Here is a 19,189-nt window from a genome sequence, read left to right on the forward strand (position 1 = left end):
ACCCGTCACCTTTACATTTTCTCAATGAATTCAATGTCAATGTCTCCAGAAATGAAGTCTGGATGGCTGACGATCTCATACTGATAGTCCACGTTCGTGTCGATTCCCTCGATAATGACCTCGCCCAAGGCGCTCTGCATTTTACGGATCGCTTCCTTTCGATTCTTTGCCCATACGATCAGCTTCGCCACCATAGAGTCATAATAGGGCGGAATTGTATAGCCGCTGTAAATCGCGGAATCGATGCGGATTCCCTTGCCCCCCGGAAGATACATATCCTGGATCGTTCCCGGCGAAGGACGAAACCCTTTCTTAGGATTCTCCGCATTGATCCGGCACTCGATGGCGTGGCCGCTCAGGTGAACTTCGTTCTGAGTATAGGAAAGCTTTTTCCCGGATGCGATACGGATCTGTTCTTTTACAAGATCAATTCCCGTTACCCACTCAGTTACCGGATGCTCCACCTGGATCCGAGTGTTCATTTCCATAAAATAGAAGTTCCCGTTTTTCTCCAAAAGAAATTCTATGGTCCCCGCGTTTTCATAGCCGGCCGCTTTGGCCGCCCGCACCGCCGCCTCGCCCATTTTCTCGCGCAATTCATCTGTCAGGGCGATGGAGGGCGCTTCCTCTATCATTTTCTGATGATTTCTCTGGACGGAGCAGTCCCGCTCCCCCAGATGGATCACATTTCCGTAGGAATCCGCCAGGATCTGGAACTCAATATGTCTGGGATGCTGCACAAAATGTTCGATATACATGGTATTGTCGCCAAACGCCATTTGTGTTTCCTTCTGGGCCGTCTGAAAACTGTTCTCGAATTCCTCCGGCCTCTGTGCCACTCTCATTCCTTTTCCGCCGCCTCCGAGAGCCGCCTTGATGATCACCGGATAACCAATCTCTTCCGCGATCTTTGCGCCTTCTTTGGCATCATAGACCGCCTCCCTGCTTCCCGGAATCACTGGAACGCCGGCGGCCATCATGGTATTTCTGGCCTCCTGCTTATTGCCAAGCTTAGCGATCACGCGGGACTTTGGTCCGATAAATGTAATATTGCACTGCTCACACAGCTCTGCAAATTTATTGTTTTCCGAAAGAAATCCAAATCCCGGATGGATGGCATCCGCCCCAGTAATAATAGTGGCGCTGATGATCCGGTCCATGCTCAGATAACTTTCGCTGGACGGCGCGGGGCCTATGCACACCGCCTCGTCCGCAAGTTTGGTATGGAGGGCTTCCCGGTCCGCCTCTGAGTAGACCGCTACCGTCTCGATGCCCATTTCCCGGCAGGCGCGGATGATCCGGACCGCGATTTCTCCCCGGTTAGCGATTAAAACTTTCTTGATCATGCCTCTCACCTATCCGATCATAAAGGTCAATTCCGCGCTGACCACCGTCTTTCCATCTACGCTGGCAATGGCTTCCCCCACGCCGACCGGTCCTTTCTGCTTGATGATCTTCGTCTCCAGCCGTACCTTGTCGCCAGGGACAATCTTTCCCTTGAACTTGCACTTATTAATGCCGCCAAAATAAGCAATCTTCCCCTTATTTTCTTCTACGCTTAAGATCGCCACCGCTCCCACTTGGGCCAGCGCCTCCACCGTCAGCACGCCCGGCATCACCGGTTCCTGAGGGAAATGTCCGGCAAAGAAATCCTCACGGAACGTCACACACTTGTAACCTACCGCAAACTGCCCCGGCTCATAATCTTCGATATAATCTACCAACAAAAACGGGTGCCGGTGCGGAATGATTTCCTTAATCTGGTTGATATCTAAATGCTTCATAAAATTTCCTCCTTTTCAATTTGGGACGTAGCCTTTTTGCAAAGGGCTACGTCCCAAATTAACTTTCAGGGTGTACCTTTTTGACGTTTGCCCTGTACCCAAACTAATTGATCCGAAATAATGGCTGGCCATATTCTACTGGCTGGCCATTTTCTACCAGGATCTCCGCTATGGTTCCATCGTAATCGCTTTCGATCTCGTTCATCAGTTTCATAGCTTCTACGATCGCAAGTGTCTGGCCTTTTTTTACCCGGCTTCCTACGGTCACGAAGGCTTCCGCGTCTTCTGCCGGCGCCGCGTAGAAAGTTCCTACCAGTGGTGATTCTACAATCTTTCCTGTTTTTTCTCCCTTCACGCTTTCGGTCCTGGAACTCGGCGCTTCCTCAGAAGGATTCCCTGCCGTCGGCGCTGCAAATGGAGCTGGCGGAACTGCCGGCGCAGCGGGGATGACCGCCGGGGCAGATACCACCTTCACCTCTCCATCCTGTTTGCTCATCTGTAGTTTCAAGCCCTTTTCTTCATATTTGAATCCGGTTAATTCTGACTCGGACACGGTCTTGATCAATGTGATCAGATTTTCAAATTCCATACATTCCATCCTCTCCGCAGGTTCCCTTTTTCCTAACCTTCATATTTCTTCAACAGTAATGTTGCGTTATGTCCGCCAAATCCCAGAGAATTCGTCAAAGCATAACGGATTTCTTTTTCTACTGGAGCGCCGATGGCATAATTCAGATCGCACTCCTCATCCGCTTCTCTGGTCCCCATAGTCTGATGGATAAATCCATCCTGGATGGCCTTGACGCAGGTAATGAATTCCACACCTCCGGCCGCTCCCAACAGATGGCCGACTATAGACTTGGTGGAATTGATGACGACTTTCTTGGCAGCTTCCCCTAAGGCTGCCTTGATAGCCCTGGTCTCATAAAGATCGTTATGGTGAGTGCTGGTCCCATGGGCATTGATATAATCTATTTCTTCCGGAGAGACGCCGCCTTCTTCCATGGCAAGAGTCATGGCTTTCGCCGCTCCGCTCCCATCTTCTGCCGGAGAAGTGATATGATAAGCATCGCCGGTCGCTCCATAACCCGCCAATTCCGCATAAATCTTAGCTCCCCGTTTCCTTGCGTGCTCCAGCTCTTCCAGGACAACGATGCCCGCTCCTTCTCCCAGAACAAAGCCATTCCGGTCCTTATCAAATGGAATAGACGCGCGCAGAGGGTCCGTACTGACAGACAGCGCCGTCAGACTGGTAAATCCCGCCACCCCTGTTGGACAGATGCAGCTTTCCGTCCCGCCGGCCAGCATGATATCCGCATCTCCATACTGGATTGCCCGCAGCGCATCTCCAATACAGTTGGTCCCAGAAGCGCAGGCTGTCACTACGCTGGTACATTTCCCTTTGAATCCAAGCTGGATGGAAATATTTCCGGCCGCCATATTGGAGATCATCAGAGGCACCATCAAAGGATTTACCCTGGAGGGACCTTTCGTTGTAATCTTTTCATACTCCCGCTCTACTTCCTGGAGGCTTCCGATACCTGACCCTACGATCACACCTGCCCGGAAAGGATCTTCCTTCTCAATCTCAATCCCAGCATCCTCGCAGGCTTCTATAGCCGCCGCCACCGCGTATTGGGAAAATGGCTCCATCCGGCGGGCCGCCTTAAAATCCATCCGCTCTTTTGCCTCGAACCCTTTTACTTCGGCCGCTAATTTTACTTTATAATCTGCAGTATCAAATTTGGTAATTTCTCCAATACCGACCTTTCCTTCCCGGATGCCGGTCCAGAACTCTTCCACCGTATTTCCGATCGGGGTCACTGCCCCAAGTCCTGTTACTACGACCCTTCTTTTCATATTCTCTGTCTCCTTATCCTCAAACTCACCTGAGTATTCCACCGCTTACACCATGTTTCCCATTTGCGCCGGCCGCTTACATCACCATACCGCCGTCCACATGCAATACCTGACCGGTAATATATCTTCCCTCTTCCGATGCAAGAAACGCCACAGCCGCCGCCACATCTTCCGGCTGTCCAAACGTTCCGAGCGGAATCTGAGCTGCCGCCCCTTCCTTCACCTTGTCGGATAAAACACTTGTCATATCTGTGTCGATAAATCCCGGCGCCACCGCGTTTACGGTAATCCCGCGGGAAGCAAGTTCTTTTGCCGCAGACTTAGTCAGACCAATGACTCCAGCCTTTGAAGCGGCATAGTTCGCCTGCCCGGCATTCCCCGCCACTCCTACTACAGAAGATAAATTGACGATCCTGCCGCTTTTTTGCCGAAGCATCTGGCGGGCCGCAAAACGGATCGTATGGAAAGTTCCTTTTAAGTTGGTTTCGATCACCTGATCAAAATCTGTTTCCGTCATCTTCATCAAAAGGCCGTCTCTTGTAACTCCCGCATTGTTTACCAGAATATCCAGCCGTCCATAGTCCTTGACCACCTTCTGGATAAACGCTTCGCACTGATCATAATCCGCCACATTGCACTGGTACACTGCCGCCTGTCCGCCGGCCGCCTCAATCTCTTTCTTTACCTCTTCCGCTTTTTCTTTGGATCCATTATAATTGATGATTACCGTCGCTCCCTCACTGGCCAGACGGATGGCGATCGCTCTGCCGATCCCTCTGGAAGCTCCTGTCACAACCGCGATCTTTTCTGCCGCCATAATACTCCTTTCCGAAATCTTCGCCTGTCAGGCTGATCCCCTTGCGCGCTTCTCTCTTAAGCGCTTCTATTTTAACTTTAGCACTTCTTTTACTTTTTCCACATCTTCCCATGCGCTGATGTTGCAGACCGTCACGTCCCGGCTGATCTTCTTCAGAAATCCCGCCAAAGTCCGACCCGGCCCGATCTCTATAAAAGTATCCGCGCCATCGGCGATCATAGTTTCCATACTCTGCATCCAGCGCACAGAAGAGCTGACCTGTTCCGCCAGCAGTTCTTTGGTCCGGGAAATATCTTCCACTTTTTCCGCCGTCACGTTCGTCACGTAAGGCACCTGGAGAGGATAGAGCTTCACGGTCTTCAGTTCCTGCGCCAGTTCTTCCCCAGCCCTTTTCAGCAAAGGGGAGTGAAATGGGCCGCTGACGTTCAGCATGATCGTCCTTTTTGCTCCCGCCTCTTTCAGCTTCTTCGCCGCCGATTCTACACACTCTGTCTTCCCAGTGATCACAATCTGCCCCGGACAATTGTAATTCGCGATGGACACATCCTCTAGTCCTTCTAAGACTTCCTCGATCTTCTGGGCATCCAGGGCCATTACCGCGCACATGGCTCCCACTCCCGCGGGAACCGTGTTCTGCATCAGAATCCCGCGTTTTCGCACCAAACGGATGGCATCCAAGGTATCCATCCCGCCAGCCGCCGCGATCGCCGCATATTCTCCCAGGCTCAAGCCTGCTGTGATATCCGGGCTGATTCCCTGTTCTTTCACCACTTCTGTCATAGCCAGACAGGTGGTGACCAGCGCCGCCTGTGTATATTCAGTAAGGTCGAGCTTATCATTTTCCGCGAAGCACAGCTCCTTCATATCCAAATCCAGCTTTTTCCCCGCCTCGTCATAGATCTTTCGCGCCAGAGGACTGTTCTCATAGAAATCCTGTCCCATGCCTGCCTTCTGGGCTCCCTGACCTGGATAGATAAAAGCAATCTTACTCATAGAATCCTGCCCCTCCTATCAACCCGTCAGTCTCTTTCACCAGCTTCTGGATCAGGTCTTTACAAGACATTCTCTCTTTCACCATGCCCGCGATCTGGCCAGCCATAACGCTTCCGGTCTTTACATCTCCATCGACCACAGCTCTCCTTAGGCCGCCCAGAGTCAGCTGTTCCAGTTCTTCAAAGCTCGCGCCGCTATTTTCCAATTCCAAGTATCTTTTGGTCATCTCATTGCGAAGCGCGCGCACCGGATGTCCGGTGGTCCTTCCCGTCACGCGGGAGTCGATATCCTTCGCTTTGATGATCCGTTCCTTATAATTCTCATGTACCTGTGACTCGTCTGTCACCACAAAATGAGTCCCCATCTGAACTCCTTTTGCTCCCAGCATAAATGCCGCCGCGATTCCTCTTCCGTCCGCGATCCCTCCAGCCGCGATGACTGGGATCTTTACCGCGTCCGCGATCTGAGGAACCAGCACCATCGTTGTATTCTCTCCAATATGGCCTCCGGCTTCACACCCTTCTGCCACAACTGCGTCCGCGCCGCAGCGCTCCATCCGTTTTGCGAGGGCGACAGAAGCGACCACCGGGATCACTTTGACACCGGCCTCTTTCCACATACTCATATATTTCTCTGGATTCCCCGCGCCCGTGGTCACAACCTTTACGCCTTCTTCCGCTACAACCTTCGCCACCTCATCCGCGTACGGACTCATCAACATGATATTGACGCCAAACGGTTTATCGGTAAGCTTCTTTGCTTCCCGGATCTGTTCTCTTACCCATTCTGCCGGCGCGCTGGCCGCTCCGATCAATCCAAGACCGCCGGCATTGGATACCCCTGCCGCCAGATGGTACTCTGCCACCCATGCCATTCCTCCCTGGATGATCGGATATTCGATTCCTAATAATCTGGTCACTTCTGTCTGCATATCTAAACCCCGCTTCTCTTCTTATTCTTTGTGTTCGTTGATATAGTTGATCACATCGCCCACCGTGACGATCTGTTCCAGGTCATCAGTAGGGATTTCGATACCAAATTCATCTTCCAACGCCATCACCAGCTCAAACAAGTCCAGAGAATCCGCTCCCAAATCCTCTTTAAAGGAAGACTCCTCTGTAATACTCTCCGCATCCACGCCAAGATTTTCTGCTGCTAATTCTTTGATCTTCTCTAACATTTTTTCTCTCCTTTGATCTTACTTCTTTTTTCATTATATATAAACCGGGAAAACGCTTGCTTAGCCCCGCCGGTTTATTCCTTCTTTTCCGCCGTTACACATCCGTCTGCCGCCAGTCGATGATGTTCGCTCCCCAGGTGAGACCGGCGCCAAATCCGGCCAGGACCAGTCTCTGCCCTTTTTGCAGACGGCCCTCCCGGTTTAGTTCATCCAAAAGGATTGGAATACTTGCGGAAGAAGTATTCCCATATTCCTGCAGATTCATCGGAAACTTTTCGATCGGCTCACCCAGCCGTTTTGCCACCGCCTCCACGATCCGTCTGTTTGCCTGGTGGACAATGTAGTAATCTACCTCTTTTTCTTCCAGGCCGTTTCGCTCCAGTACCTCCCGGATCACTTCCGGCACCCGTTTTACCGCAAACTTAAAGACTGCCTGCCCGTCCATCTGCATAAAATGTTCCTCGTCCAGCATGATCTTTGGATCCATCTCTCTCGTCAGTCCGTTGGCCTCATACCTGCTCCGGCAGGTTAACGCCCCTCCCTTCGCCCCATCTGTATGGGTCACCGGGAAATAGGTCTGCCCCTCTCCCCTGCGTACCAGGGCCGCGCCGGCCCCATCGCCAAATAAGATACAAGTGCCTCGGTCCTTCCAGTTAGTGAGGCAAGAAAGGGTCTCGCTTCCGATGATCAGCGCGGTATGATACATCCCGCTTTCCAGATAAGCCTCCGCTGTATTATATGCCAGCACAAATCCTGTACAGGCTGCTCCTCCAACGTCAAAACAAGTAGCATTTACAGCCCCCAGCTCTTTCTGTACCTGGCAGGCGGTTCCAGGCAGAATCACATTAGAAGAAATAGTCGCCACCAGCAGAAGGTCTACTTCTTCCGGGGAGGTCCCGGCGTTTTCCAAGGCCCGCCGCCCCGCCTCACATGCCATAGAAACGGTGGTCTCATCCCGGACAATGTGGCGTCTTGCGACACCTGTCCTCTCTCTGATCCACGCATCACTGGTTTCCACCAACTTGGCGATATCATCGTTATCCATTGTATACTCCGGCACATAAGCCCCGGTTCCGCATATGATTCCAGCCATTTTGCTTCTCCCTGTCATTTCCATTTTATTTTGGTTCTCAATTATTTTGACTTTCAAAGTATATATCCTAAGAAATGGATTGTCAAGTATCTTTTGACAATCCATTTCACACTTTGCTTTTAAATTTTCCACTCCTGCCCGCGCATTTGAAGTTCTACCATATGAGGATAGATCTTCCCTTCTCTCTGCAGTTGGTCCGGCGCTCCCTGTTCCGCCACCTTTCCATCCTTTAACACTACTACATGATCCGCCCCGCTTACTGTACGCATACGGTGAGCGATCACCAGCACCGTCTTATCCCGGATAAGTTCGGACAGCGCACTCTGTATCAGCGTCTCATTCTCCACGTCCAGGCTCGCCGTGGCCTCATCCAGCAGAATGATAGGCGCGTTTTTCAAGAAAGCGCGGGCGATGGAAATCCGCTGGCGCTCGCCGCCGGACAATTCACATCCATTTTCTCCGATCATACTGTGGTAACCTTCCGGGAGTTTTTCGGCAAACTCTTCGCAATTTGCCAATCTGGCCGCTTCTATCACTTCCTCATCTGTCGCGTCCTTTCTTCCGATCCGGATATTTTCCAAAATAGTGTTATTGAACAGAGTAACATCCTGAAATACGATAGAATACAGCGATAACAATGTCTCCGGCTCTATCTTGGAAATATCCATTCCTCCCACTGTGATCCTTCCCTTCTGGACATCCCAGAATCTGGCCGCAAGCCGGGATACCGTTGTCTTTCCGCCGCCAGACGGCCCCACCAAAGCCGTCACTTTCCCCTGCTTTGCGGTAAAAGACACCTCTTTTAAAACGGTTTCTTTGGTATTGTAAGCAAATCCCACATGATCAAATTCAATATCATATCCCTGATTGCTAAGCTGTCTGGCTCCTGTCTGGACCGGATGATCCAAGATCTCGTTCATACGGCGGATATTTGTTCTCGTGGAAATTACAGCGGCCAGATTCTGCAATGCTCCTTCCAAAGGCGCGTATAACCTGGAAGCTACCAGCAAGAACAGAAAGAACAAAGGAATATCAATTTCTCCCCGAATCAGCAGTACAGCTCCCGTAAGCGCCACCGTCGCGATCCCAAATTTCAGGATCAGTGTGGAGGAAACAACGAAGAGCGCTGTTCCCAGTTCTGTAATGATATGGCGTTTCTCCACATCATCAATTTTCTGATCCAGCCCTTTCAGATAGCGGGCTTCACCATTATTCGCCTTAAGATCCTGGAGACTTTCCAGACACTCCTGCACCCCTTCTTCTAACGCCACATTCGCCGCCATAGATCTGCGGTTAAAATACTCTTGTATCCGCGCCGAAAAAAATGTTACCGCAAATGCCACAGGCAACACCCACACTGCCGCCAGCGCCATACGCCAGTCGTAAACAAAAAGGGATAGCGAGATAAGCGCGGTTGAGATCAGAGACCCCGCCAGCGCCGGAACATAGTGCGAAAACGCGGTCTCCAGTGTCGCGCAGTCTCCCATGACCGCGTTCGTCAGATCCGCAAGGTCTTTTTTCCCAAAGAAGGAAAGCGGTATCTTGCGAAGTTGTTCCGCCAAGGAGATCCGCCTCACTCCGCTCTCCACATAAGTTGCCAGATACGTAGCGTTGTACTGGATATAAGTAACACCAAAGATCAGGGCAAGGCAGAGTAAAACTCCCAAAAGATAAAGAACAGCTCCTTCCCGATCCACACCTCCATTCATAAGGTCCATGACAAAAACGTATAAAAGGCCCACCGGGATCATAAAAGAGATGTCCTGAAGCATGCAGGCAAGGCAGCCTTTCACCAGATCTATCGCTCCCTGTCTTGATAACGCAAAACGTCTTTGCAATCCTTTGATCATACATTCCCCTCCAATCCAATTTTTTCTTTTGTGATCTTCCATTGCGCCGCTTCCGAATAATTCTTCCACATACGCGCGAAAAGTCCGTTTTCCGCAAGTAGCTGGCGAAAAGTTCCCTGTTCTTCTATATGCCCCTCCCGAAGGACATAGATGCGGTCCGCTTTAGTAATAGACGACAGCCTGTGGGCGATCATGACAACGGTTTTCCCTTTGGAAAGCTCCGACAGCGCCTGGCCTACCCGCACTTCATTATCAGGATCCGCAAATGCGGTAGCTTCATCAAGAATCAGGATCGGCGCGTTTTTCAAAATCCCTCTGGCAATAGCGATCCTTTGCTGCTCCCCGCCAGACAGATATACTCCGTCCGCTCCTACTACTGTATCCATGCCGTTCGGCAGTTTTTCAACAATATCCTGGCACTGCGCAGCGCGCAGAGCCTGCCGCACCTCTTCACGCGAAGCCCCCGGACGGCCCATCCGGACATTTTCCAAAATAGAGTCTTTCAGAAGGCGGCTGTTCTGAAACACAAAGGACACCTGCTCCATCAATGTTTCTTTTGGAATTTCGCGGATATCAATGCCGCCGATGCTTATCTTTCCTTTCTGAGGATCAAAAAATCGAGCCGCCAGATTGGCAAGCGTTGTCTTTCCGCCGCCGGAAGGGCCTACCAAGGCCACCGTCTGTCCTTCTTTGATCGACAAAGAAACATCTTCCAGCGCGTTTCCCTCGCCATAGCTGAAAGTTACCTGTTCTAAAGTGATGGAAGCTTCCAGCGGCACATACTTCTTTCCGCTCTCCGGCAAGGGGCGTTCTTTCAGCACTTCATCAATCCTTCCCAGCGCGTCGCCGACGATCATACCATCTTCACTCATAAACATGATCTTTGTCAGTGTCGTCCCGATCACAGGCGTGATGATGATATAAAAGATCAAATTCAACAGCAGTTCCTTTGTGACGCCTCCTCTGGAAAAAAAGATCCCTCCGGCGATCAGAAAGGCGAATACTCCATTGATCGCTGTAGTATAGAACAGCATAGGAAGGCGCAGCGCTTTTGTATAAGCAATGACCCATTTCTCATAATTATCGATCGATGCTTTAAATCGTTTGAATGAAAAAATCGTCTGTCCAAAGGTCTTGACCACAGGGATCCCCCTGACATACTCCACCGCTTCATTCGACATATCCGCCAGCGCGTTCTGGTATTCTTCCATCTTCCGCTCCATTCCCGATCCCGTCATTTTCATCATGATCAGGAACCCAAGGACTACCGGAATCAGACTCAAAAGTCCCAGCCGCCAGTCAAAAGCCAAAAGAAGGAACAGCAATCCTGCCGGAGTAGCGATCGCCCCAGCCTTGTCCGGCAGTCTATGGGCCAGATAATTCTCGGTAGCGCTGCTGGAAGTATTCACGATCCTACGCAGCTTCCCGCTTCCGTATTTCTCTATCACACCAAGGGGAAGCGATGCAATGTGGCGCATCAGATCCTTCCGAATATTCGCCGCCACTCGAAACGCGCTCAGATGCGAGCACATCAAAGCCGCGATATAGATAAGAATGGACAGCACCGCGAACCCCACAGCCGCCCATCCATATCCGGCCACCTGTCCCGCTCTCTCAAAGCGCGGTGAAACTTCCAAAACATCATGGATGATACGCCACAGATACCAGAACGGCACCAGCGCCAGCAGCGCGCTGGCCGCAGAGAGAGCCCAGGATAGATAGGTCAGTATCCTGTGTCTTCCGGCATAGCCCATCAATCTTGCTAAATTTGACTGTCTCCTCATGTAAAACCCTCCTTGAAAAAACGTTTATGATATTGGGATGTCTTTTCCATCCTCAAATATCCCTCTATTAGTCTTTCCGCCCAATAGTTAGTTATAGCTAACTATTGGTTAAAAATTATAGGGCGGTTTACTGCCCCATAATCTTCATCCATCCCGCGGTGTAAAACGCTCTCATCTCCCGCAGATAACGCAGCGCCTGCTCCAGCGGCATCTCATGTATGATCAGTTCAAAAAACGCGTTAAACATTCCTGTGATAAGAATATGCTCCAGCCGGCTGTCAATCGGCGGCGACGGTCTCCCCAGCTGTTCCAGCACCTTCAGATAATCATCGGTTCCTTTGGTCTCAATCTCCACCATTTCATCGATCATCCGGGAAAACCGCGTCCCCTCTGAATGACAGAGGATCAATTTAAATACTTCCAGATGTTCATAAGCATACAGAAGCATATCTTCCATACAAAGCCCGGAAATAGAACTTAAATTCTCCGGCTGCTCCTTAGGCGGCAGATCTGCAAATTCTTTCTGCGCCTTGCAGAAACAGTCCATAAAATGCTGATACTGCTCTCCCACCAGCGCTTCAAACAATGCTTCTTTACTGTCAAAATATCCATAAAACGCGCCTGTCGTAACTCCTGCCATCTTCACAATACTGCGCAGTGAAGCCGTCTGGAAATCCTTATCCAGGAATTCCCGCATTGCGGCTGACATGATCTCTTCCAATGTTTTTTGTTCTGTTTCTCCCATCCATCCTCCGGTTATAACAGCGTTATATAACACTGTTATATTGTATTCCTTTTTGTAAAATTTGTCAATGATTTTCTCTAAAACAAACGGCAATTCTTTCTGAATATAAGATGAACGGCAAAAGCCAGGACTTTTGCCGTTCGTTTGCCATTCTCTTTACATATCCAGCCGTTCCAGGACTTTCTTAGCCTCTTCCGTGGCCGCCACGCCTCCGTGCCCGGTCTCCTTAAGAGTAATATCCATCTTATCCCCGACTTCCTTCATCGCGTCGATGACCTGATCTACCGGGATCTTACTGGTGATCCCCGCCAGCGCCATATCTGCCGCGGCCATGGCATTGACCGCGCCGCCCACATTCCGCTTTACGCAGGGCACTTCCACAAGGCCGCCAACAGGATCACAGACCAGTCCCATCAGATTCTTGAGCGCCATTGCGCATGCATGGCCGATCTGTTCCGTACTGCCGCCTCTCACATAGCAGATCGCTCCGGCAGCCATTCCAGATCCAGATCCGACTTCCGCCTGGCAGCCGCCGGAAGCCCCGGCAAGATAAGCCCGGTTTGCTATGATCTGTCCGATCCCGGCCGCTACATACATGGCTTCGATCATCTTTTCTTCCGACACCTGATACTCCTGGAAATAAGTCACCAGCACCGCCGGCAGCACTCCGCATGCCCCGGCTGTAGGCGCTGCCACGATTCGCTTCATGCAGGCATTGTTGCACCCCATTTTCAGGGCATTTGCCATTACTTTTGCCATAAAATCTCCGCAGAGAGTATCCCCCGCCTTCTGATAAGCTTCCATCAGCCCGCCTTCTTTACCTACCAGACCACTTCTGGAAGTCAGATCCGGGTCATAGTTGTCAAGCCCGTCCAGCATAGCCTGCCACATACGCTTCATTTCCTTCCAGGAATCCTCCAAAGGCACATCTCGCTCCTGCGCGTCTTCCAGCTGTATCGCTTTCCAGAAGTCGATCCCCTCTTTTTTACATCTTTCATACGCCTCTTCCATTGACTGATACGACATACGATCTTATATCCTCCACTTCTTTCTTAAATTACCCGTTTACATTCAGAAATGTTACTTTAATGATTCCATCTTTACTTTCCAATTCTTCGATCGCTTCTTCCGGCACTACCTGATCTGTCTCCACTACCATGACCGCGAATCCGCCTCTCTTATCCCGGAACACCTGCATAGTCGCGATATTGATATCCTCCCTGCTCAGCGCGGCGGAAACCTCCGTGATCCTTCCCGGCCGGTCCTCGTTGCGAACGATCAGCGTATTGCTCTCACCGCTGAAATTCACGTCGATCCCATCCATCTTGCTGACCCGGATCCTGCCGCCGCCGATGGAAAACGCCTGGATCTTCATAGGTTTTACCCCTTCCGCCTCCATGATGATCTGCGCTGTATTAGGATGAGCGTCCCGAATATCTTTAGGCTCAATGGTAAATTCCATCCCTTCCTGCTTCGCGATCTCAAAGCTGTCCGGAATCCTTAAGTCGTCCGGCTTCATTCCCAGAAGTCCCGCGATCAGCGCCTTATCGGTTCCGTGTCCTTTTCCGGTCGCCGCAAAGGATCCGTGCAGATAGACGACTGCTTTATCCGGTCTCCTGCCAAAAAGCTGCCTGGCAATCAATCCAATCCGCGCGGCGCCCGCTGTGTGGGAGCTGGATGGCCCTACCATCACAGGTCCCAAAATGTCAAAAATGTTTCCCATGTTTTCTTCCTCTCTTTTCATATTTTGACAGGTATCTAAAACCATTATACCGGGATTCCCGATATATTACAACGAAAAAGCTGGGACTGGATGCATCTTCTCAGATGCATTTCCCTCTGACAGCCTGAGATAAATTCCCCATGTTGTCTCCCGGCTTTATTTTTGTTATACTTATCTCCTACACCCAGGAGACCTTCCGGCTCCGGGAAAATCTGCAACTGTTCTATGTTAGGAAAGGACCGATCATGAATAAAAAGGAAGTATTAGAGATCCGCAGGCAGTTTTCTCCAGACAACTGCGCGATCACCCGCATCTGCGGCTGTTATGTTGACCATGAAAAAGAGAAAAAAATGGAGTTCAAACAGGCTTTCCTGTCTCTTCCAGAGGAGGAGGCCTTTAAGTATTTCGATATTTTCAAGCATACTCTCTCCGGCACATTGGGTAAAAATCTGATCAATATGGAATTCCCTCTGGAGCAGGAGGCGCCCGGCGGCACTCAGGAATTTCTCCTGAAACTACGCGACAGTCGGCTGGAAGACGATCTTTTGACCGAAGAATTCTATGACAAGGTGATCGAACATTATGATCACGCTGAAAATTACTACATTATCCTGATCCATGCCGTATACGATGTACCTGGCAAAACCTCCGATGGCCTGGAGATGTTCGATGCCTCCGATACGGTCTACGAGCATATCTTGTGCAGTATCTGCCCGGTAAATCTAAGCAAAGCCGGGCTGAGCTACAACGCCCAGACCAACCACATCGAAGACCGCATCCGTGACTGGCTGGTGGAAGATCCGGTGAAGGGATTCCTGTTTCCCGCCTTCCAGGACCGGACTTCTAATATCCACAATGTCCTCTACTATTCCAAAAAACCGGAGAAATTGCAGCCTGATTTCATCACCAATGTCCTTGGCAGTACAGTCCCGCTGACAGCCAAAGATCAAAAGAGCACCTTCCAGTCCATCATCCAGGACACACTTGGAGAAGATTGCGAGTACGAGGTAGTCCGCAATATCCACGAGACCCTCAACGAGATGCTGGAAGAAGCCAAGGAAACACCCGAACCTCTGGAGTTGTCCAAACCAGACGTCAGACGCCTGCTGGCACAAAGCGGGACCCCGGAAGAAAAACTCCAAACCTTCGACCGGGAATTTGAAGAGGCAGTGGGAGAGAAACAGACACTGCTCGCCTCCAATATCGCCAGTATGCGTACCTTTCAGGTGGAGACTCCCGATGTGGTCGTCAAAGTCAATCCTGAACGGTCCGACTTGGTGGAAATCCGGGAAATTGATGGCCGGCGCTGTCTGGTGATCGCAGTGGATGACCACTTGGAGGTCAACGGAATAGAAGTACGAAAATGATCGTCACAGACCATCTTCTTTCCTGCGGCCAATAAATTTTAAAAAAATAAAAAAAGTATTTGCCAAACGTCTGCTTTTATGATATTATAGTCCTTGCGAGCGGAGATGGCGGAATGGCAGACGCGCTAGATTCAGGTTCTAGTGGGAGCAATCCTGTGAGGGTTCAAGTCCCTTTCTCCGCATTTTCTATTTCTGAAAAGCCCTTGGAAACATGTTGTTTTCAAGGGCTTTCTTATTCTTCTGATTAAAAAAGAGGCCATCTCGCGTACGTTTTTATTGAAGGAGTGAGTTTATTTATGACACGATCAAAAGGGCAGGAGCGTTTTCGGGATACAGCGGCGCAGCTGATCCGTTTTAGTCTTCCGCTGATCTTAAGCGGTGTCCTTCAGCAGCTTTATAATTGGGCGGATGCTTTTATCGTCGGAAATGTAGAGGGGGAACTGGCCTTGGCGGCTGTCGGTTCTACCACAACAACGATTAATTTCTATGTCATGGCGATCACGGGATTTACGCTGGGGCTCTCCATTTTATTTGCGCAGCGATTTGGCAGCGGTCAGACTCAGGATATTCCTAAGATTTTATCCAGCTTTTGTCTTCTTTTAGGCATTGTCTTCCTTGCATTGGCTGGCGCCGGAATCTTACTGACCAATCCGCTGCTGCGGCTGCTCCGCACTACGGAAGATACGTTCGCTCTTGCGGCTGATTATCTTCGGATCGTCCTGATGGGGATCCCCTTTCTCGCCGTGTATAATGTATACTCTGCCGCTCTGCGCGGCATCGGCGACAGTAAGGCTCCCTTCTATGCGGTCCTTGTCTCTTCCATCACCAACGTGGCGCTGGATATCCTTTTCGTAGCGCTGTTTAGATGGAATGTGGCTGGCGCCGCGCTGGCCACCGTTGTCTCCCAGGCTGCCATGACGCTCTTCCTCATCCTTTACAGCGTCCGGAAACACCCGCTCCTGCGTTTTTATCCGGGGCGGGCCACGATCTCCTGGTCTATCCTGCGGCAGGGCGTCCAATTTGGCCTCCCCCCTATGATCCAATCCAGTGTCAGTTCTCTGGGAAGCCTGATCCTCCAGAACTTTATGAATGGTTTTGGTACTCAAACGGTAGCCGCGATCACTACCGCCTACCGTATCGACACCATCGTTCTCCTCCCGATCATCAATCTGGGCTCAGGCATCTCTACGCTGGTTGCGCAGAGCTATGGCGCGGGAAATCACTGCCGTACACGCAGTATCTGTAAAGCCGGCACGGCAGTCATGGCTGTCATTTCTCTGCTCCTGACCCTCCTTGTCATCCCCACAGGCGGACATCTGATCGCGCTTTTTGGCGCCGGAGCTGAAGCTGTCCATATTGGATCAGATTTCTTCATAAGGATTGCCAGTTTCTATGTTATCTATGGCCTTGCCATGTCCGTCCGCGGCTACTTGGAGGGAATTGGAGATGTGACTTATTCCAGCGCTGCCGGGATTTTGGCTCTGCTCCTTCGCATCTTCCTGTCTTACAGCTTGGTTTCCATATTCGCGAATATGGTGATCGCTTACGCCGAAGCCTTTTCCTGGATCCTGCTTCTTGCGCTTTATGTTATCCGGGCTGTCTGGAAGACACGAAACATGTAAAAGATTTCTATTTCTTCAGAAAACCTTATTTCTTCGTGAACATTTTGTGTCCCCACTTGAGTGTTTGGGAAAAAACTACTAGAATAGACTGGTGTCAGGTAAGATATTATTAGGAGGATTTTAATCATGCGTATAGATATAGATAGAGATAAAGAAGATAAAGAAGACTTTTTCCCCGATGATTTTGAAGTGATCTACGAGGGCGACCTTCCCGAAATCAGTACAGAAGGACTTTCCGACGACTACAAAGACGTCCTGTCCCGTCTTTCAGAACTAGACGATGAAGAAACCATTGATTATGTAGAAGAAAACCGTACCGGTCACATTTCTGCTGATCGGATCGCCGCTCACGAGCAGGAGATCCAAAGACGGATGGCAGAAGAAGGTTTCCCCGCGGAGAAATCAGAACCTAAGAAGGGCAAAAAAAAGCACGCAGCAGCTCATCCCTCTTCCCCGACTGTCAAGAATGTTACCATCGGGGAGCGCATCATGAGCAAACTGCGCCGCTTTGTGCCTTAATCCGCTTCATTATCGCCAGGCTGTTTCTTGGAAACTGCGCCGGCTTCTTCTGCCTGGGCTTTTTTCAGAAAATCTGCGTCCCTGGACTTTAACCGCGGGATAAACCTGCGCGCAAAGGAACCTTTCCCGCGATTTTTCACGTAGAAATAGCCGATGACCGAAAATACCAACGCCCCCGCAAAATTTACCATCAGATCTTCCATTGTATCCAGGAGGCCAATGTCCAGATAACCGCCCAGCCCTAGCGCGGTCCCGTTCACGACCGTATCGTTGATCCCTTCAATCGCCACTACCTGGTTCGTCTTGGATGGATCCAGCGCCACAGAATAGATTGCGTGTACTACGGTATCTTTCTGCATGTCGAAATGGAAGATCTGATCCATTCCAAATTCAAAGAACTCCCAGATCACGCCGATCGTCATGGAAAAGCAGAAAGCAACGATTGCCACAAAGGCCGGCGAAAGCTGGATGGAAAACTTTTTATGGCGGTTCAGGATATCCACAAGAGCAATCCCTATGGCCGCCATCAGGAAACCGTTCAGTGTATGCAGCACAGTATCCCACACAGGAACCTTAACATAATAAGCCTGGATTTCTCCTAAGATCTCCGCCGCAAAGATAAAAAGCAGGATAATGATCTCCAGTGCTGTCGGCAGTTCGATCTTGAGATTGACCTGTATCAGACTTGGCATGACCAAAAGTACCAGTGTCAAGATACATAAGAATACATTTTCAAAATTGCGGTTGAAAATCTGCAAGATCATCATCAGGATTACCAGCGCCCTTAAAGTCACATAAACCATAAAAGAACTTTTATGCTCCCGCAGCTCCATCTTGAGGGCTTTTCCCATCACCCTCATCCTTTTTCTCATTTTTTTCATAAGCAAGTCTATCTCCGTATGTCTTAAACGTCTAATTCAGGAAATTCTCGATGATCACTCCTTCGGCTTCCTCTGCCGTCATACCCAGCGTCCGCAGCTTCGTCACCTGCTCGTCGTTGATCCTGCCGATGGCCGCTTCATGGATGATTCCGGCGTCCACGTGTTTTGCGTCAATCTCCGGGATCGAACATACCTCTGCCTGATCCATAATGATCGAATCACACTGAATATGAGCATGGCATTTGGCATTTCCTACAGCTTTGGGATGAAACACCTGTTTGGACGTGCCTTTTGCTACAGAACGGGAAATAATCTGGGCTGTACTGTCTTCTCCATTCATCTGGACTTCCATATTCGACTCTGCTGTCTGGGCATCATGAGTCATCAGCTTTTCAAGTACGTATAATTTTGCCCCCGCTCCCAGAACGACCTCAGTCTCCCGCTTAGTAGAATCAACTCCTTTGATCTGCACCGTGTCCAGCGTAAATACAGAATCCTCTTCCATATAGATCTTGGTCACCGGGTTCAGGATTCTCGCCCCAGTCCCTTCTCCCTCTCCATAATGTTTTTCTTCATAGCGGACATTGGCTCCTTTCGCCACATGGAACGCGTGGATTCCATCATGGCGGCTCTCATTGCAGCCGCTGTTGTGAATCCCGCATCCGGCTACGATCGTCACATCCGCTCCTTCCCCGATATAGAAATCATTGTACACAATATCCGTCATCCCAGACGCGTTTACAACAACCGGGATATGCACCTGTTCCCCTTTTGTATTTCCGTCAATATAAACGTCTATCCCCTGCTTGTCCGTTTTCCTTTTTATCTTGATATGCTCAGTATCTCCATGGCATAAGGCGGTTCCATTGTGACGGAGATTAAACGCGCCTTTCTGCTCAAATCCAACGCCGTCAATCTGCGCAAGGATCTGCTTTGTCACCTGATCTAATTCTGCCATAACCATACTCCTT

19 protein-coding genes and 1 tRNA gene are annotated in these 19,189 nt (G+C 50.3%); 4 read left to right on the forward strand and 16 right to left on the reverse strand.

The window, feature by feature from the left end; genetic code table 11:
* Positions 1 to 11: 11 nt before the first annotated feature.
* The 14 genes from FND36_14805 to sdaAB form a co-directional block, all read right to left on the reverse strand.
* On the reverse strand, positions 12 to 1,346 hold the full coding sequence (locus FND36_14805; GenBank protein ID QDW75196.1) for an acetyl-CoA carboxylase biotin carboxylase subunit: 1,335 nt from the start codon (positions 1,344 to 1,346) through the stop codon (positions 12 to 14).
* 9 nt (positions 1,347 to 1,355) lie between these two features.
* Complete coding sequence (gene fabZ / locus FND36_14810) at positions 1,356 to 1,784, reverse strand: 3-hydroxyacyl-ACP dehydratase FabZ (GenBank protein ID QDW75197.1); 429 nt, start codon at positions 1,782 to 1,784, stop codon at positions 1,356 to 1,358.
* 103 nt (positions 1,785 to 1,887) lie between these two features.
* Positions 1,888 to 2,373 carry an acetyl-CoA carboxylase biotin carboxyl carrier protein gene (accB, locus tag FND36_14815; protein ID QDW75198.1) on the reverse strand — a complete coding sequence of 162 codons (486 nt, stop codon included), beginning with the start codon at positions 2,371 to 2,373 and terminating at the stop codon, positions 1,888 to 1,890.
* A gap of 32 nt (positions 2,374 to 2,405) precedes the next feature.
* A complete protein-coding gene (gene fabF, locus FND36_14820) occupies positions 2,406 to 3,644 on the reverse strand; it encodes a beta-ketoacyl-ACP synthase II (protein QDW75199.1) in 1,239 nt (412 codons plus the stop codon).
* Between the two features lie 76 nt (positions 3,645 to 3,720).
* The gene (gene fabG / locus FND36_14825) at positions 3,721 to 4,461 is read right to left on the reverse strand and encodes a 3-oxoacyl-[acyl-carrier-protein] reductase (GenBank protein ID QDW75200.1); all 741 of its coding nucleotides are present in this window, start codon (positions 4,459 to 4,461) and stop codon (positions 3,721 to 3,723) included.
* Positions 4,462 to 4,527: 66 nt separating this feature from the next.
* Positions 4,528 to 5,454 (reverse strand): ACP S-malonyltransferase, encoded by a 927-nt coding sequence (fabD, locus tag FND36_14830; GenBank protein QDW75201.1) that lies wholly within the window; start codon positions 5,452 to 5,454, stop codon positions 4,528 to 4,530.
* Positions 5,447 to 6,385 (reverse strand): enoyl-[acyl-carrier-protein] reductase FabK, encoded by a 939-nt coding sequence (gene fabK, locus FND36_14835; protein QDW75202.1) that lies wholly within the window; start codon positions 6,383 to 6,385, stop codon positions 5,447 to 5,449. Before fabK ends, fabD begins: the two co-directional genes overlap by 8 nt.
* 21 nt (positions 6,386 to 6,406) lie before the next feature.
* Positions 6,407 to 6,634 (reverse strand): acyl carrier protein, encoded by a 228-nt coding sequence (acpP, locus tag FND36_14840; protein ID QDW75203.1) that lies wholly within the window; start codon positions 6,632 to 6,634, stop codon positions 6,407 to 6,409.
* A 94-nt stretch (positions 6,635 to 6,728) separates the two neighbouring features.
* Positions 6,729 to 7,727, reverse strand: a complete 999-nt coding sequence (locus FND36_14845) for a ketoacyl-ACP synthase III (GenBank protein QDW75204.1) — start codon at positions 7,725 to 7,727, stop codon at positions 6,729 to 6,731.
* A 119-nt stretch (positions 7,728 to 7,846) separates the two neighbouring features.
* Positions 7,847 to 9,577, reverse strand: coding sequence for an ABC transporter ATP-binding protein (locus tag FND36_14850; GenBank protein QDW75205.1), 1,731 nt, complete (start codon positions 9,575 to 9,577; stop codon positions 7,847 to 7,849).
* Positions 9,574 to 11,361, reverse strand: coding sequence for an ABC transporter ATP-binding protein (locus FND36_14855; protein ID QDW75206.1), 1,788 nt, complete (start codon positions 11,359 to 11,361; stop codon positions 9,574 to 9,576). Before FND36_14855 ends, FND36_14850 begins: the two co-directional genes overlap by 4 nt.
* Before the next feature lie 127 nt (positions 11,362 to 11,488).
* Complete coding sequence (locus FND36_14860; GenBank protein ID QDW75207.1) at positions 11,489 to 12,106, reverse strand: TetR/AcrR family transcriptional regulator; 618 nt, start codon at positions 12,104 to 12,106, stop codon at positions 11,489 to 11,491.
* Positions 12,107 to 12,262: 156 nt separating this feature from the next.
* Positions 12,263 to 13,132: an L-serine ammonia-lyase, iron-sulfur-dependent, subunit alpha gene (gene sdaAA / locus FND36_14865; protein QDW75208.1), complete on the reverse strand. Its 870-nt coding sequence runs from the start codon at positions 13,130 to 13,132 to the stop codon at positions 12,263 to 12,265.
* A gap of 31 nt (positions 13,133 to 13,163) precedes the next feature.
* A complete protein-coding gene (gene sdaAB, locus FND36_14870; protein ID QDW75209.1) occupies positions 13,164 to 13,829 on the reverse strand; it encodes an L-serine ammonia-lyase, iron-sulfur-dependent, subunit beta in 666 nt (221 codons plus the stop codon).
* Between the two features lie 245 nt (positions 13,830 to 14,074).
* On the opposite strand from sdaAB, the gene FND36_14875 reads away from it, so the two are divergent.
* The 4 genes from FND36_14875 to FND36_14890 all read left to right on the forward strand — a co-directional run bounded on the left by FND36_14875 (position 14,075) and on the right by FND36_14890 (position 17,337).
* Positions 14,075 to 15,196 (forward strand): DUF4317 domain-containing protein, encoded by a 1,122-nt coding sequence (locus tag FND36_14875; protein QDW75210.1) that lies wholly within the window; start codon positions 14,075 to 14,077, stop codon positions 15,194 to 15,196.
* A 99-nt stretch (positions 15,197 to 15,295) separates the two neighbouring features.
* Positions 15,296 to 15,378, forward strand: a tRNA-Leu gene (locus FND36_14880).
* 114 nt (positions 15,379 to 15,492) lie between these two features.
* Positions 15,493 to 16,818, forward strand: a complete 1,326-nt coding sequence (locus FND36_14885) for an MATE family efflux transporter (GenBank protein QDW75211.1) — start codon at positions 15,493 to 15,495, stop codon at positions 16,816 to 16,818.
* Positions 16,819 to 16,944: 126 nt separating this feature from the next.
* Positions 16,945 to 17,337, forward strand: coding sequence for a hypothetical protein (locus FND36_14890; protein ID QDW75212.1), 393 nt, complete (start codon positions 16,945 to 16,947; stop codon positions 17,335 to 17,337).
* Here the strand turns inward: FND36_14890 and FND36_14895 are convergent.
* Together FND36_14895 and FND36_14900 are read right to left on the reverse strand one after the other, a co-directional pair.
* On the reverse strand, positions 17,334 to 18,209 hold the full coding sequence (locus FND36_14895) for a hypothetical protein (GenBank protein QDW75653.1): 876 nt from the start codon (positions 18,207 to 18,209) through the stop codon (positions 17,334 to 17,336). The two genes, FND36_14890 and FND36_14895, sit on opposite strands and share 4 nt — an antisense overlap.
* 40 nt (positions 18,210 to 18,249) lie before the next feature.
* Entirely contained in the window at positions 18,250 to 19,176 is a 927-nt protein-coding gene (locus FND36_14900; protein QDW75213.1) for a SufD family Fe-S cluster assembly protein, read from the reverse strand.
* Positions 19,177 to 19,189: the final 13 nt, after the last annotated feature.

The sequence above is a fragment of the Lachnospiraceae bacterium KGMB03038 genome, from assembly GCA_007361935.1.
In the GTDB taxonomy this organism is placed as follows: Bacteria; Bacillota; Clostridia; order Lachnospirales; family Lachnospiraceae; genus Massilistercora.

Excerpts from the sequence above, each read along its gene's own strand:
- FND36_14875 (QDW75210.1), top strand. The coding sequence starts at position 14,075 with ATGAATAAAAAGGAAGTATTAGAGATCCGCAGGCAGTTTTCTCCAGAC.
- accB (QDW75198.1), bottom strand. The coding sequence starts at position 2,373 with ATGGAATTTGAAAATCTGATCACATTGATCAAGACCGTGTCCGAGTCA.
- fabZ (QDW75197.1), bottom strand. The coding sequence starts at position 1,784 with ATGAAGCATTTAGATATCAACCAGATTAAGGAAATCATTCCGCACCGG.
- acpP (QDW75203.1), bottom strand. The coding sequence starts at position 6,634 with ATGTTAGAGAAGATCAAAGAATTAGCAGCAGAAAATCTTGGCGTGGAT.
- FND36_14890 (QDW75212.1), top strand. The coding sequence starts at position 16,945 with ATGCGTATAGATATAGATAGAGATAAAGAAGATAAAGAAGACTTTTTC.
- FND36_14855 (QDW75206.1), bottom strand. The coding sequence starts at position 11,361 with ATGAGGAGACAGTCAAATTTAGCAAGATTGATGGGCTATGCCGGAAGA.
- sdaAA (QDW75208.1), bottom strand. The coding sequence starts at position 13,132 with ATGTCGTATCAGTCAATGGAAGAGGCGTATGAAAGATGTAAAAAAGAG.
- fabK (QDW75202.1), bottom strand. The coding sequence starts at position 6,385 with ATGCAGACAGAAGTGACCAGATTATTAGGAATCGAATATCCGATCATC.
- sdaAB (QDW75209.1), bottom strand. The coding sequence starts at position 13,829 with ATGGGAAACATTTTTGACATTTTGGGACCTGTGATGGTAGGGCCATCC.
- FND36_14900 (QDW75213.1), bottom strand. The coding sequence starts at position 19,176 with ATGGCAGAATTAGATCAGGTGACAAAGCAGATCCTTGCGCAGATTGAC.
- FND36_14885 (QDW75211.1), top strand. The coding sequence starts at position 15,493 with ATGACACGATCAAAAGGGCAGGAGCGTTTTCGGGATACAGCGGCGCAG.
- FND36_14895 (QDW75653.1), bottom strand. The coding sequence starts at position 18,209 with ATGAGAAAAAGGATGAGGGTGATGGGAAAAGCCCTCAAGATGGAGCTG.
- fabG (QDW75200.1), bottom strand. The coding sequence starts at position 4,461 with ATGGCGGCAGAAAAGATCGCGGTTGTGACAGGAGCTTCCAGAGGGATC.
- FND36_14845 (QDW75204.1), bottom strand. The coding sequence starts at position 7,727 with ATGGCTGGAATCATATGCGGAACCGGGGCTTATGTGCCGGAGTATACA.
- FND36_14850 (QDW75205.1), bottom strand. The coding sequence starts at position 9,577 with ATGATCAAAGGATTGCAAAGACGTTTTGCGTTATCAAGACAGGGAGCG.
- fabD (QDW75201.1), bottom strand. The coding sequence starts at position 5,454 with ATGAGTAAGATTGCTTTTATCTATCCAGGTCAGGGAGCCCAGAAGGCA.
- fabF (QDW75199.1), bottom strand. The coding sequence starts at position 3,644 with ATGAAAAGAAGGGTCGTAGTAACAGGACTTGGGGCAGTGACCCCGATC.
- FND36_14805 (QDW75196.1), bottom strand. The coding sequence starts at position 1,346 with ATGATCAAGAAAGTTTTAATCGCTAACCGGGGAGAAATCGCGGTCCGG.
- FND36_14860 (QDW75207.1), bottom strand. The coding sequence starts at position 12,106 with ATGGGAGAAACAGAACAAAAAACATTGGAAGAGATCATGTCAGCCGCA.